Annotated in this window: 13 protein-coding genes; 9 read left to right on the forward strand and 4 right to left on the reverse strand. The window is 66.6% G+C overall.

All coding sequences use genetic code 11. The features are described from left to right. Position 1: 1 nt before the first annotated feature. Positions 2 to 709, forward strand: coding sequence for an ABC transporter ATP-binding protein (locus AB843_RS01995; RefSeq protein WP_048645077.1), 708 nt, complete (start codon positions 2 to 4; stop codon positions 707 to 709). Positions 710 to 841: 132 nt separating this feature from the next. Here the strand turns inward: AB843_RS01995 and AB843_RS02000 are convergent, their stop codons facing one another. Beyond that, positions 842 to 1,171, reverse strand: a complete 330-nt coding sequence (locus AB843_RS02000) for a GIY-YIG nuclease family protein (RefSeq protein WP_048645209.1) — start codon at positions 1,169 to 1,171, stop codon at positions 842 to 844. A gap of 245 nt (positions 1,172 to 1,416) precedes the next feature. Next, the gene (gene pncA, locus AB843_RS02005; RefSeq protein WP_048645078.1) at positions 1,417 to 2,016 is read right to left on the reverse strand and encodes a bifunctional nicotinamidase/pyrazinamidase; all 600 of its coding nucleotides are present in this window, start codon (positions 2,014 to 2,016) and stop codon (positions 1,417 to 1,419) included. Between the two features lie 169 nt (positions 2,017 to 2,185). On the opposite strand from pncA, the gene AB843_RS02010 reads away from it, so the two are divergent. The 6 genes from AB843_RS02010 to AB843_RS02035 all read left to right on the forward strand — a co-directional run bounded on the left by AB843_RS02010 (position 2,186) and on the right by AB843_RS02035 (position 9,584). Beyond that, positions 2,186 to 3,040, forward strand: a complete 855-nt coding sequence (locus AB843_RS02010) for an FAD binding domain-containing protein (RefSeq protein WP_048645079.1) — start codon at positions 2,186 to 2,188, stop codon at positions 3,038 to 3,040. After that, on the forward strand, positions 3,037 to 5,784 hold the full coding sequence (locus AB843_RS02015; RefSeq protein ID WP_048645080.1) for a molybdopterin-dependent oxidoreductase: 2,748 nt from the start codon (positions 3,037 to 3,039) through the stop codon (positions 5,782 to 5,784). The genes AB843_RS02010 and AB843_RS02015 overlap by 4 nt, the downstream gene beginning before the upstream one ends. A gap of 142 nt (positions 5,785 to 5,926) precedes the next feature. Continuing rightward, positions 5,927 to 7,450: a hypothetical protein gene (locus AB843_RS02020; protein WP_048645081.1), complete on the forward strand. Its 1,524-nt coding sequence runs from the start codon at positions 5,927 to 5,929 to the stop codon at positions 7,448 to 7,450. Then, the gene (locus AB843_RS02025; RefSeq protein ID WP_082143596.1) at positions 7,447 to 8,445 is read left to right on the forward strand and encodes a UPF0280 family protein; all 999 of its coding nucleotides are present in this window, start codon (positions 7,447 to 7,449) and stop codon (positions 8,443 to 8,445) included. Before AB843_RS02020 ends, AB843_RS02025 begins: the two co-directional genes overlap by 4 nt. Positions 8,446 to 8,538: 93 nt before the next feature. Continuing rightward, positions 8,539 to 9,123, forward strand: a complete 585-nt coding sequence (locus AB843_RS02030; protein ID WP_048645211.1) for an amino acid synthesis family protein — start codon at positions 8,539 to 8,541, stop codon at positions 9,121 to 9,123. Then, positions 9,120 to 9,584: a MarR family winged helix-turn-helix transcriptional regulator gene (locus AB843_RS02035; RefSeq protein WP_048645082.1), complete on the forward strand. Its 465-nt coding sequence runs from the start codon at positions 9,120 to 9,122 to the stop codon at positions 9,582 to 9,584. The genes AB843_RS02030 and AB843_RS02035 overlap by 4 nt, the downstream gene beginning before the upstream one ends. Here the strand turns inward: AB843_RS02035 and AB843_RS02040 are convergent. After that, a complete protein-coding gene (locus AB843_RS02040) occupies positions 9,581 to 10,213 on the reverse strand; it encodes a queuosine precursor transporter (protein ID WP_048645083.1) in 633 nt (210 codons plus the stop codon). The genes AB843_RS02035 and AB843_RS02040 overlap by 4 nt on opposite strands. Before the next feature lie 93 nt (positions 10,214 to 10,306). Then, a complete protein-coding gene (gene rpmB, locus AB843_RS02045) occupies positions 10,307 to 10,603 on the reverse strand; it encodes a 50S ribosomal protein L28 (protein WP_048645084.1) in 297 nt (98 codons plus the stop codon). A gap of 265 nt (positions 10,604 to 10,868) precedes the next feature. Here rpmB and AB843_RS02050 point away from each other — a divergent pair, with 265 nt between their 5' ends. Together AB843_RS02050 and yddG are read left to right on the forward strand one after the other, a co-directional pair. Beyond that, positions 10,869 to 11,651: a DUF3108 domain-containing protein gene (locus AB843_RS02050; protein ID WP_048645085.1), complete on the forward strand. Its 783-nt coding sequence runs from the start codon at positions 10,869 to 10,871 to the stop codon at positions 11,649 to 11,651. Between the two features lie 50 nt (positions 11,652 to 11,701). Beyond that, positions 11,702 to 12,592: an aromatic amino acid exporter YddG gene (yddG, locus tag AB843_RS02055; protein ID WP_048645086.1), complete on the forward strand. Its 891-nt coding sequence runs from the start codon at positions 11,702 to 11,704 to the stop codon at positions 12,590 to 12,592. The last annotated feature ends 9 nt before the right edge of the window (positions 12,593 to 12,601 follow it).

A 12,601-nucleotide genomic window follows, 5' to 3' on the forward strand; every position in this document is an offset into this window, starting at 1 on the left:
GATGCGTGCCGCACTAACAATGGAAGGCGTCGACAGCTTCTACGGCCATGTGCAGGTGCTGCGCGGCTTCGATCTGGAGCTGAAGGCCGGAGAGGTGCTGTGCCTGCTCGGCCGCAACGGTGCCGGCAAGACGACCGCCTTGAAGACCATCATGGGTCTCGTCCCGGCGACGGCCGGGCGTATCCTGCTCGGCGATGCGGACCTGACGAAGCTCGCTCCCCACGAGGTGCCGACGGCAGGCGTTGCCTATGTGCCGCAGGGGCGCCGGCTGTTCTCCGAGCTCAGTGTCGGCGAAAACCTCGAAATCGGCCTGATGACCCGCAACAAGGGCCGTGACACGCGCGACAGCGTGCTCGACCTGTTTCCCATCCTGCGCGAACGGCTGAAGCAGCGTTCCGGCACGTTGTCGGGCGGCGAGCAACAGATGCTGGCCATGGCGCGCGCGCTGTGCCTCGAGCCGCAGGTGCTCCTGCTCGACGAGCCCACCGAGGGGCTGATGCCGTCGATGATCGCCCGCATCCGCGAGACGGTGGCGGCCCTGCGCGCGCGCGGCGTGTCGACCATCCTGGTCGAGCAGCGCGTCGATGCGGTCCTGCCCGTCGCCGACCGCGTCGCCTTCATCGAGAACGGCCGCAACCGCGAAACGGTCGATGTCGACCGCCTGCGCGCCGACCCGGAAATGGTGCATCGCTATGTGGGGGTGGGGTGAGGCAGGCACCAGGCGCCCTCGTGGTTCGACAGGCTCACCATGAGGGCTACTGGGAGGGCTGTGACTGATGGATAAGCAACGCGAGCGTTTCGACAGCTCTCATCATGCACGGCGCAGCCCTATCAACAGCCCTCATGGTGAGCCTGTCGAACCACGAGGGCGCTTGGCGCCGGCTTCTCCTTGCCGGTTTCGCGCCAAATCAGGCAATGCCTCATAATCGAGCGCAATGAGCGCCTCTTTCTTGGCGCGTGACCAGCCCTTGATCTGCCGCTCGCGGGCGATCGCGTCGAGAATGCGGTCGTAGGTCTCCGTAAACATCAGTTCGACCGGCCGGCGCGACTTAGTGTAGCCGTCATAGATGCCTTCATTGTGTTCCCAGACGCGACCCTCGATCTCCTGCTTGGTCAGGCCGGCGTAATAGGTGCCATCCGCGCAGCGCAGAATGTAGACGGTGACCTCCATGTCGTTCTCCTGCGTGCGCGAGGAACACAAGAATAACACATCTCTGGGTTGCGGTTCAATCTATAGCACCAAGCGCCCTCGTGGTTCGACAAGCTCACCATGAGGACTGTTGAAACGTCCGCGTCGTGCGTGATGAGAGCTGTTGAAACGCCCGCGTTGCGCACGCATCAGCCGCATCCATTCCGGCAGCCCTCATGGTGAGCTTGTCGAACCACGAGGACGTCATGCGCCATGCTCAATCGCCTTCACACCAGCGCCACCCCGGCTTCCCGCATCTTCGCCGTCATTGCCGCCATCGACCCGTCAAGGTCGATCCCCCGGCATCCCTCCAGCACGACGCTCGCCTCGAACCCCTGCCGGCGCGCGTCGATCGCCGAATAGGCGACGCAGAAATCCGTCGCCAGACCGGCCAGCGTCAGGCGTGAAATGCCCCGCTCGCGCAGATAGCCGGCAAGCCCGGTCGGCGTTTCGTGGTCGTTCTCGAAAAAGGCCGAATAGCTGTCGATTGCTTGGCGGAAACCTTTGCGGATGACGAGCTCCGCCCTGGTCCATTCGAGCCCGGCGTGGAACGTTGCGCCCTTCGTCCCCTGCACGCAGTGGTCGGGCCACAGCGTCTGCGCGCCATAGGGCATGTCGACCGTCTCGAACGGCGTCGCGCCAGGATGCGAAGAAGCAAAGCTCGAATGGCCGGCCGGGTGCCAGTCCTGGGTCAGGACCACATGCTCGAAACGCTGTATCAGGCGGTTGATCACCGGCACGACCTGGTCGCCATCGGTCACCGCCAGCGCGCCGCCGGGACAAAAGTCGTTCTGCACATCGATGACGATCAGCGCCTCGCCGGCCATATCTGTTCCCTCGCTTTGGTGAAATTCGGCGCGAAGGTGAACCGAATGTTCCCCTTTGACAAGCGGCGGAAGCGGCGTATCATTTGTACACGAATGAATTTGGACCGCGACGAACGAGCACAACAAGGTCCTGGAAACGACATCGCGATCAAGGGCAGGCAGGCGCAGCATGGACTATGCCAGACCGACCGAGCTGGAGGAAGCGCTGGGGCTCTTATGGGCGAGGCGCTGGACGATTATTGCCGGCGGCACGGATTTCTATCCGGCGCTGGGGGCGGGGCCGCTGAAGGACGACGTGCTCGACATCAATGGACTTTCTGCATTGCAGGGCATCGCCGAGACGGAGGAGCATTTCGTCATCGGTGCGCGCACGAGCTGGAGCGCGCTCCTGCGCGCGCCGCTGCCACCCGCCTTCGACATGCTGAAACAGGCCGCGCGCGAGGTCGGCTCGGTGCAGATCCAGAACACCGGCACGGTGGCCGGCAATCTGTGCAACGCTTCGCCTGCCGCCGATGGCGTGCCGCCGCTCCTGGCGCTCGACGCGGAGGTCGCGCTCAGCTCGGCCGAGGGCACGCGCCATCTGCCCTTGTCCGCCTTCATTCTCGGCAACCGCGAGATCGCGCGCGCGCCGCACGAATTGGTGACGGCGATCCGCGTGCCCAAGGCGTCCGCCGCGGGCCGGTCGAGCTTCGTCAAACTGGGGGCACGACGCTATCTGGTGATCTCCATCGCCATGGCCGCCGCCCGCCTGGTGTTGGACGGCCGCCAGGTCGCTGAAGTGGCGATTGCCGTCGGTTCGTGCTCGGCGGTGGCGCAGCGCTTGTCGGCGCTCGAGGCGCGGCTTAAGGGGGCGGATGCAGCCGCGCTGCCGCCGCTGATCGATGCCTATGATTTTCCCGAACTCACGCCCATCGACGATGTGCGCGGCACCGCCGCCTATCGCCGGCAAGCGGCGCGCGAGATCGTCATGCGGGCGGTTGCCGGCCTGCTGGATGCGGCTGGGCAGGGAGGGCTCGCGGCATGAGCGGCATGCGTCTCAGGCTTTCCTTCGAGGTCAATGGCAATCCCGTCGAAGCGGACGTTTCCCCGTTGCAGCGCCTGTCGTCGGTGCTGCGCGACGAACTCGGCCTGACCGGCACCAAGGTTGGCTGCGACGCGGGCGATTGCGGGGCCTGCTCCGTGCTTGTCGATGGCGAATTGGTCTGCGCCTGCCTGGTGCCGGCCGCCAATGTGTCGGGCCGCCGGGTGCGCACGGTCGAGGGGCTGTCAAACGGCAGCCTGTCGGCCCTGCAGGAATCATTCCTGCGCCACGGCGCGGCCCAGTGCGGCATCTGCACGCCAGGCGTTCTGGTCAGCGCCGCCATCCTCCTGGAGCGCAATCCTGCGCCGTCGGAGCAAGAGGTTCAGGATGCGCTGGGCGGCGTGCTGTGCCGCTGCACCGGCTACCGCAAGATCATCGAGGCGGTGATGAACGCCAACGGTTCGGTGGCCGTCGATGCGGCGCTGATCGAGGTGGGTGCGGCGGTCGGCGCGTCGCCGATCCGCCTCGACGGGCTGCGCAAGGTGACCGGAGCGGAGATCTTCGGCGCCGACGAGCGGCCGGCCGATGCCCTGTCGGTGGCGGTTGTCCGCTCGCCGCACTGGCATGCCGCATTCGAGATCGGCGATACGGATGCCTTCGTCGCGGCGCATCCGGGCATCGTTGCCGTCTTCACCGCGGCCGACATTCCAGGCGAAAACCGCTTCGGCGTCATCCCGCCCTTCGCCGACCAGCCGGCGCTGGCCGAGGGCCGGGCGCGGTTTCGCGGCGAGGCGGTGGCGCTCATTGCCGGCGAGCGCGCGCCGATCGAGGCGCTGGACCTTGGCGAGTTTCCGATCTCCTGGCATGAATTGCCGCACGCATTGACGCCGGATGAGGCGCGGCGGGAGGGTTTTCCCGACCTGCATGAAGGACGCGCGGGCAATCTTCTGACCCAGGGCTTCGTCGAATGCGGCGACCCTGAAGCGGCCATCGAGGATGCGTTTGCCACCGTCACGGGCAGCATCGAGACCTCCTATGTGGAGCACGCCTATATCGAGCCGGAGGCCGGGTTCGCCATGATGGAGGGCGACACGCTCGTCATCAAGGCCTGCACCCAGGCGCCGTTCATGGACCGCGACGACACGGCGAAGGTGCTCGGCCTGCCGCCGGAGAAAGTGCGCATCGTGCCGCTGGCGGCGGGCGGCGGCTTTGGCTCCAAGCTCGATGTGTCGCTGCAGCCGCTGGTCGGCCTGGTGGCGCTGAAGACGGGACGGCCGGCGGCCATCGTCTACACGCGCGGCGATTCCATGCGCTCCACCACCAAGCGCCATCCGGCCTCCATGCGGGCAATGATCGGCGCGGACGCTGCGGGCCGCGTCGCCGGCATGGTGTTCGAGGGCGATTTCAACACCGGCGCCTATGCCAGCTGGGGTCCGACGGTGGCCAACCGCGTGCCGGTTCATGCCTCGGGGCCATACCTGACGCCCAATTTCCGCGCCACGGGCCGGGCGATCCACACCAACGGCCCGATCTCCGGCGCGTTTCGCGGTTTCGGCGTGCCGCAGGCGACGATCATGCAGGAGATGCTGTACGACCGGCTGGCCGAAAAGCTCGGCCACGACCGGCTCGATTTCCGCATTCTCAACGCGCTTGTCGATGGCGACCGCACCACCTGCGGCCAGGTGCTCGCCGGTGTCGGCATCCGCCAGTGCCTGGAGGCCTTGAGGCCGCACTGGGCGCGCGCCGGGGCCGAAGCCGTGGCCTTCAACGCGAAGGACGGGACTATCAGGCGCGGCATCGGCGTCGCCTCCTGCTGGTATGGCTGCGGCAACACGGCGCTGCCCAATCCCTCCACCATCCGCGTCGGGGTCACGGCATCGGGCGCGGTGATGCTGCATCAAGGCGCGGTGGACATTGGCCAGGGCTCGAACACGGTGGTGGCGCAGATCTGCGCCGACGCCGCCGGCCTGCCGCTGTCGGCCTTCCAGCTTGTCGGCGGCGACACGGCGCTGACGCCGGATGCGGGCAAGACATCCGCCTCGCGCCAGACCTATGTTTCGGGCAAGGCGGCGGAGAAGGCAGGCCGTGCCTTGCGCGAAAGAATCCTGCGCTTCGCCAATGTCTCGGATGCCGCCGAAATGAGCATTGAGGATGGCGCGCTGGTCATCCGCGAGGGCGCGGTGCGGCGGCGCATCGCGCTTGCCGAGATCGGTGCCGATGCTTTCGGCTACGCCTTCTCGGCCGAGGAGACCTACGATCCGCCGACCACGGCGCTGGACGCAAAAGGGCAGGGCGTTCCTTATGCGGTCTATGGCTATGGCGCACAGCTTGTCGAACTCGAGGTCGATATTGCGCTGGGCACGGTGAAGCTCGTCAGGATCATAGCCGCGCATGATGTCGGCCGCGCCATAAACCCGCTTTTGGCGGAAGGCCAGATCGAGGGCGGCATCGCGCAGGGCATCGGCCTTGCGCTGATGGAGGAGTATGTGCCGGGGCGGACGGAAAATTTGCACGACTACCTGATCCCGACCATCGGCGACGTGCCGCCCATCGAGACGATCCTGGTCGAGGTGCCGGATCCCGAAGGTCCGTTCGGCGCCAAGGGGCTCGGCGAGCATGTGCTGATCCCCACCGCTCCGGCGATCCTCAACGCCATCCGCCACGCGACCGGCGCCGAAATCGCCAGGGTGCCGGCGACGCCGAGCCGCATTCTGGAAGCGATCCGGGCGCGGGAGGAGACGCGATGAGCATCGTGGCGGCCCTTACCCTGCACCTGTGTAAAGTGAAGCACGAGCGGTGCCGCATCTCCTTCTCCCCGCAAGCGGGGAGAAGGAGGATGATCGCGACGCTGGCACCTCTCTCTGCCACTGCATCGCGGGAGCAGGTGACTTGAACGAGCTCACCGAGCGCTTCGAAACGAAGCCGGTCAAGGAGCAGCCGGAAAAGCTGCGCTGCGACGCCTGTCCGGTGATGTGCTACATCGCCGAGGGGCGCACCGGCGCCTGCGACCGCTATGGCAATTTCGGCGGCCGCATCACCCGCTGCGATCCGGTGACGATCCTCGAACACGCGGCGGAGGAGGGGGCGATGCTCGTTCCGTTCGAGGGCGAAGTGCCGTGGGACGGTGAACTCGTCAACACGAAGCGCCGCTTCGTCAGCGCCATCGGTGCCGGCACCACCTATCCCGATTTCAAGCCCGCCCCGTTCATCGTTTCGCAGGACGTCGAGGGCGTCGATCTGGTCACCGTGGTGACGGAGGGCATCTTCTCCTATTGCGGCGTCAAGGTGAAGATCGACACGGATCGCTATCTCGGGCCGGAGGCCGCTGCGGTCCGCGCCGGCGGGGAGGCGATCGGCCATGTCACCACCGCCGAATACGGCAGCCAGATGCTGTCGCTCGGCGGCGTGCATCACCTGACCGGCGGCTCCAAGGCCGAGGGCCGCGTCGCCTGCCAGGCACTCCTCGACCTGTGCAACAAGAAGCCGGTCGAGCTGACGATCGATGGCGGCTCGACCGTCATCGTCGAGGCCGGCCAGCCGCCGGTCATCGACGGCAAGCGCGAGGCGCGCATGCGCGTCGGCTGCGGTTCGGCGGCCATCGGCATGTTCGCCACCCAGTGGCAGGGACTGGTCGATGAGGTGGTGGTGGTCGACGACCACATCACCGGCGTCGTCTCCGAGCACCAGGCCGGCAAGGTCATCGGCTGGCAGGAAACCGGCATCAAGGTCATCGGCCGGCGCTCGACGCCGGGGCGCTATTTCAAGGTCTCCGAACCCGGCCTCGGCTGGGGCGGCACGGTCCTCGACGATCCGCTGGAAATCCTTGGCGACTTCAACGACAAGAAGGGCGCGCGGCCCGGCCTGTCGCTGCTGATGGTCTCGACCACGGGCGAGCAATTCGCCTATTATGAGCTCGACGCGGCGCTGAAGCCGGTCAGGAAGCCGTTTCCCGAGCGGCTCGGCAAATCCGTCGCGCTGATCGAGGAGAATTGCGAGCCGGCGCTGTGCACCGTGCTGTTCATGGGCGGCGCGGGTGGCTCATTGCGTGCCGGCGTGACCGAGAACCCGGTCAATCTCACGCGCTCCGTGCACGATCTCAAAACCTATGTCACCGTCGGCGGCGCGCCGGTCTATGTCTGGCCGGGCGGCGGCATCACCATCATGGTCGATGTCATGCGCACGCCCGACAACGCCTTCGGCTACGTGCCGACCCCGGCGCTGGTGGCGCCGATCGAGTTCACGCTGCGCCGCGACGATTACATCCGCCTCGGCGGTCATGCCGACGAGATCCGCAGCGTCGAGGACGTGCTGGAGAAGGGCGGCGAATATTTCAACGCGCGGCAGGCGCGGGGTGCGGCGCCCGGCAATCCCTGGCCGCCCCTGCAGCAATTGCACCGGGAGCCGAAGCGATGACGGGTCCCGCCGTCTCCTGGCTGCCGGACGGGCGCCGTCTGCACCTGAACCACGGGCCGATTGACCTGATCGTCGAGGCGTTCGGCCCGGACGTGGAACGCCGGGCCGCCTTTCGCCAGGCCGTGGCGTGCTTTCAGACGGTGCTCGAGCAATTGGTGGCCGAACTGCCTGCCCTGCGCCGCCCCGTCGGCGCCGTGCCGCGCACCTTCGCCTCCTCCATCGCCCGGCGCATGGAAAAGGCAGTGCTGCCGCATTTCCCGCTTTTCGTCACGCCGATGGCGGCGGTGGCGGGCAGCGTGGCCGACGCGGTGCTGGCGGCGATGGTCGCCGGGCGGGAAGTCGAGCGTGCCTACGTCAACAATGGCGGCGACATTGCCCTCCATCTCGCGAGCGGCCATGAAATCAATGCGGCCATAGCCGGCACCGGTCACGGATTTGCCGACCGCTTGACGATATGCGCCGGGGACCTGGTTCGCGGCATCGCCACCAGCGGCTGGCGCGGGCGCAGCCATTCGCTCGGCATCGCCGATGCGGTGACGGTGCTTGGCCGCGACGCCGCCGCCGCCGACGTTGCTGCAACGTTGATCGCCAATGCGGTCGACCTGCCGGGGCACAGGGCGATTTCACGCGTGCCTGCGTGCGCCATCGACCCCGACAGCGACCTCGGCGAGCGCCCTGTCACGCAAGGCGTCGGCGTGCTTTCTGAGGCGGAGACCGCCGAAGCACTGGCGCGCGGCCTCGCCGTGGCGGACGATATGCGCAACCGGGGCCTGATCGAGGCCGCTGCCCTGTTCCTGCAAGGCGAAAGCCGGCAGTGCGGTGCATTCGAGGGGAAGACGTCTTCAAGGACTGCGCCGGTCACCCCCTCACCGACCCGCTTCGCGGGCCTCCTCTCCCCCGCAAAGCAGGGGAGAGGAAACGCCGTCATGTATGGAAAACTCCTTTCTTCGCCCCCATGCAATGGGGGAGAGGTGGCCCGCGAAGTGGGTCGGTGAGGGGGATTGCAACGTGCATGCAAACACCGCCATAACCGGCCACAACCGGCAAAACGCGATCACCAAGTACTTTCATTCACGGGATTGAACATCATGCCTGAATTCACCCTGCGCAAGATCGCGCTTCTCACCGAGGAGATCATCCATGAGGGCGGTCCCGCCCGGGCCGCGCCACGGCGCAAGGCTGCCGTGATGGCGTTGGTGAAGAACCCGTTCGCCGGCCGCTACGTGGAGGAGCTCGAAAGCGCCATGGACGATCTGAAGCCGCTTGGCCTGGAGATGACCGACCGTCTCATCGCGGCGCTCGGCGGCGATGTGTCGGTCATCGACGGCTTCGGCAAAGGCGCCATCGTCGGCACGGCGGGCGAATTGGAGCACGGCGCGCTGTGGCACGTGCCGGGCGGCTACGCCATGCGCGAACGGCTCGGCCACTCGAAGGCCATCGTGCCGTCATCGAAGAAGGTCGGCGCGTTCGGCGCGCGCATCGACATCCCGCTCGGCCACATCAACGCCGCCTATGTGCGCAGCCATTTCGACGCGATGGAGGTGGGCCTGTCCGACGGGCCGCGCCCCGACGAGATCCTGTTCGTACTCGCCATGGCATGCGGGCCTCGGGTGCATGCCCGCATGGGTGGCCTGAAAGCCGAGGACGTGAAGGGCGAGGACGGCCTCAGATGAGTGCTCCGACCAGCAAGTTCACTGTGCTGTCCGGCGGCAAGTCCGCCGATGCCTACGATCTGCAGGAGCAGGTGGGGTTTATCCTGCGCAAGGCCAACCAGCGGCATCTGTCGATCTTCGCCGCGCGCATCAGCGACCTGACACCGCCACAATTCGCCGCGCTCGCAAAACTCCACGAAGTGGGACCCACCTCGCAGAACCAGCTCGGCCAGATGGTGGCGATGGACGCCGCCACCATCAAGGGCGTCATCGACCGTTTGAAGGCGCGCGACCTGGTGGCGCTGGAGCCGCATGGGCGGGATCGCCGCCGGCTGGTCGTCAGCTTGAGCGGCAAGGGGGAGGCATTGGTCGAGGCGTTGCTGCCGGAGGCACTGGACGTCTCGGAAGAAACCCTGGCCCCGCTCACGCCGCGCGAGACGGCGACCTTTCTGCGGCTTCTGACGAAACTTGCCGAAGGTTAGTTTCTGCCGGATGCCGCGTTCGGTCGCAGGGTGGCGAGCAGCGCCCCGTAGGGGGCCAGCATCAGAAGACCGATCAGCACCTTGACGGCAAAATCGCCGAGCGCCAGCGACAACCAGAGCGGCGCCTCGATCCCCGTGCCGAACAGCGACACCGGGAAGGCCAGCGAGCCGTCGGGGCGTCCGAGCGCCGTGTCGAGGAAGGCGAAGCGCGCGGAAAAGGCGAGAAAGAAGAACAGCATCGTGTCGAGCACCGAGCCGATCAGCGTGGAAATCAGCGGCGCGCGCCACCAGGCACCGCCACGCAGCCGGTCGAACACGGCCACGTCGAGAAGCTGGGCGAGCAGGAACGCCGCGCCCGAGGCGATGGCCAGGCGCGGGCTGGCAAGCCAGGCCGACAGGATCACCGCCAGGACGAAACCCGAAAACACCACGCGCCGTGCCGCATCGGGGCCGAACCGGCGGTTGGTCAAATCGTTGACCAGGAAGGCGACCGGATAGGTGAAGGCGCCCCAGGTGAGGATCTCACCCAGGCCGAAATGCCGGAACGGATATTGAACGAGGATGTTGGAGACGACGACGATCACCGCCATGGCGGCGACGAAGGGCCAGATCGCAAGGGTGCGGTTCATTTTTTTATCCTGGGTAATGGAACCAGAAGCCCGCCGGAAGGCGGGCCAATGTCGTCGGTATTCGCGTTGTCTGAAAGCGCCGAAGAGGCTTTCTTAGGCCGCCTGCGCCTCGGCGAGCTTCTTCTCGACCTGGCGCTTCAACAGGCGGGCGCGCTGCGAAAGCTCATTGTCCTTCGCCTTGACGAGGAAAGCATCAAGGCCACCGCGATGCTCCACCGAGCGCAGCGCATTGGCCGAAACGCGCAGGCGCACATTCTGGCCGAGCACCTCGGACTGCAGCGTCACATGGCACAGATTGGGCAGGAAGCGGCGGCGCGTCCGGTTGTTGGCGTGGCTCACATTGTTGCCGGTCATGACGGCTTTACCGGTCAGTTCGCAAGCGCGGGACATATCTCAAACCTTCATCGTCTTGGCTTTGCCATACCCCGTTGCCGCACCTGATACTGGCGGCGCGCGGGCGATCTTTGGCGGCCTAATGGAAAAGTTGCCGTTCCATAGAGATATTTGGCGCGCCGGTCAAGCGCCCGCTGGGCGTCAATAGGGCGCGAGCCGCCGCCTGTCTTCAAAGATTTGCCGCATTGACCCTTTCTAGACAAGGCCGAGGGACATGCGCGAGGAGCGCGGCCGGACCCCCGGCCCTTGCTGGAGAGCGCCGATGATGCGGCATGGCGGATTTGGATTTTGTCTTACGGGCTTCTGCCTCGGGGCCCTCGTTCTCGCTTCGGTCCTGCCGGGCCGGGCAGAAACCGAAATCTATCGGCTTCGCTACGATGCCTCGCTGTTCGGCGTGCCGATCGGCCGTGCCGATTTCACCAGCCGGCTGGAGGATGGCGCGTTCGATGTGTCGGGACGGTTCGCCAGCGCCGGGCTGGCGCGGCTGTTCGACCGGACGGACGGAACCGTCTCATCCCAGGGGCGATTGGCCGGGGACGCGGTGGTGCCGGCGCTTTACGCGCTGGACTACAAGAGCGGCAGGAAGCGTGAAACGACGTCGATCCGTTTCGCCAAGGGGCGGATCGTCGAAACGGTGGTAACACCGAAGCCGAAAAAGCGTGGCAGCGACTGGATCAACGTCAGCGAAAAGGATTTGGCCGGCGCCATGGACCCGCTGTCGGCGCTATTGTCGCCGGCGTCCGGCGCCGATCAGGTCTGCAACCGCCGTTTCAAGGTTTTCGATGGCGAAATGCGCGCCGACATCGTCTTCGGCCCGGCCGGCAAGGGTGAGGAGATCGGCAAGGACACAATCACCTGCAGGGCGCGCGTCATACCGGTATCGGGCTATCGCAAGGGGCGATCGACGATTGCTTTCCTGCGCGACAAGGCTCGTATATTGGTGGCGTTCAAGCCATTGGGGGCAAAAGGGCATCACACGCCTGTCGCGGCGCGCATCGGCACCAAGATCGGCACTGTGCATGTGAGCGGCCGGCCGCTACAATAAACGGGGCGTGCCCACTTGTTCGAGGCGCCATCCGCGTTGGGGAGTGAAATTTGGCGCGCGCCACCTTGATCGGATTTTCCGCCGTCGTCATGTGGGCGCTGCTGGCGTTGCTCACCGCCCGGACAGGCGCCGTGCCGCCGTTTCTCCTGTCGGCGCTGTCCTTCTCGGTGGCGACGCTGATCGGGCTGGGCATGCGCCTGGCAACGCGTGTTTCCGGCCCGGCGCAGCCGGTCCCGCCAATCGTCTGGCTGGTCGGCATTGCCGGCCTGTTCGGCTATCACTTCTTCTATTTCACCGCGCTGCGCAACGCGCCGGCGGTGGAGGCGAGCCTGATCGCCTATCTGTGGCCGCTGCTCATCGTGCTCGGCTCGGCGCTGATGCCGGGGGAGCGGCTGGGCTGGCATCACATCGCCGGGGCCTTGCTCGGGCTTGCCGGCACGGTGCTCATCGTCACCAAGGGCGGCGGGTTTGCTTTCGAGAGCCGCTATGCGCTGGGCTATGCGATGGCCGGCGTCTGCGCCCTGTTCTGGTCCGGCTATTCGCTCCTGTCGCGCCGCTTCCAGGCGGTGCCGACCAGCACCGTCACCTGGTTCTGCGCGGCAACGGCGGTCCTCTCGGCGCTATGCCATCTGGCGCTGGAACAGACCGTCTGGCCGGCCTCCACCAGCGAGTGGCTGGCGGTTACCGGCCTCGGCCTGATGCCGGTCGGCGCGGCCTTCTATGCCTGGGATTACGGCGTCAAGCGCGGCAACATCCAGGTCCTGGGCGCGGCCAGCTACGCCGCGCCGCTGCTCTCGACGCTGATCCTGATCGCCGCCGGGGCGGCGGAGGCGACGACCAACATCGTCGCCGCCTGCCTGTTGATCACCTTCGGCGCGGCGCTGGCGGCAAAGAACATGGTCTTCAAGCCGAAACGCAGGCGGGCCGACGAAGTCGCTTGAACCGTTTCC

It is taken from the genome of Nitratireductor soli (assembly GCF_001050155.1).
In the GTDB taxonomy this organism is placed as follows: Bacteria; Pseudomonadota; Alphaproteobacteria; order Rhizobiales; family Rhizobiaceae; genus Nitratireductor; species Nitratireductor soli.

Bases quoted from the DNA above. Each gene is read 5' to 3' on its own strand.
- AB843_RS02015 (WP_048645080.1), top strand. From the start codon at position 3,037: ATGAGCGGCATGCGTCTCAGGCTTTCCTTCGAGGTCAATGGCAATCCC.
- AB843_RS02000 (WP_048645209.1), bottom strand. From the start codon at position 1,171: ATGGAGGTCACCGTCTACATTCTGCGCTGCGCGGATGGCACCTATTAC.
- AB843_RS02025 (WP_082143596.1), top strand. From the start codon at position 7,447: ATGACGGGTCCCGCCGTCTCCTGGCTGCCGGACGGGCGCCGTCTGCAC.
- AB843_RS01995 (WP_048645077.1), top strand. From the start codon at position 2: ATGCGTGCCGCACTAACAATGGAAGGCGTCGACAGCTTCTACGGCCAT.
- pncA (WP_048645078.1), bottom strand. From the start codon at position 2,016: ATGGCCGGCGAGGCGCTGATCGTCATCGATGTGCAGAACGACTTTTGT.
- AB843_RS02035 (WP_048645082.1), top strand. From the start codon at position 9,120: ATGAGTGCTCCGACCAGCAAGTTCACTGTGCTGTCCGGCGGCAAGTCC.
- AB843_RS02030 (WP_048645211.1), top strand. From the start codon at position 8,539: ATGCCTGAATTCACCCTGCGCAAGATCGCGCTTCTCACCGAGGAGATC.
- AB843_RS02050 (WP_048645085.1), top strand. From the start codon at position 10,869: ATGATGCGGCATGGCGGATTTGGATTTTGTCTTACGGGCTTCTGCCTC.
- AB843_RS02010 (WP_048645079.1), top strand. From the start codon at position 2,186: ATGGACTATGCCAGACCGACCGAGCTGGAGGAAGCGCTGGGGCTCTTA.
- rpmB (WP_048645084.1), bottom strand. From the start codon at position 10,603: ATGTCCCGCGCTTGCGAACTGACCGGTAAAGCCGTCATGACCGGCAAC.
- AB843_RS02040 (WP_048645083.1), bottom strand. From the start codon at position 10,213: ATGAACCGCACCCTTGCGATCTGGCCCTTCGTCGCCGCCATGGCGGTG.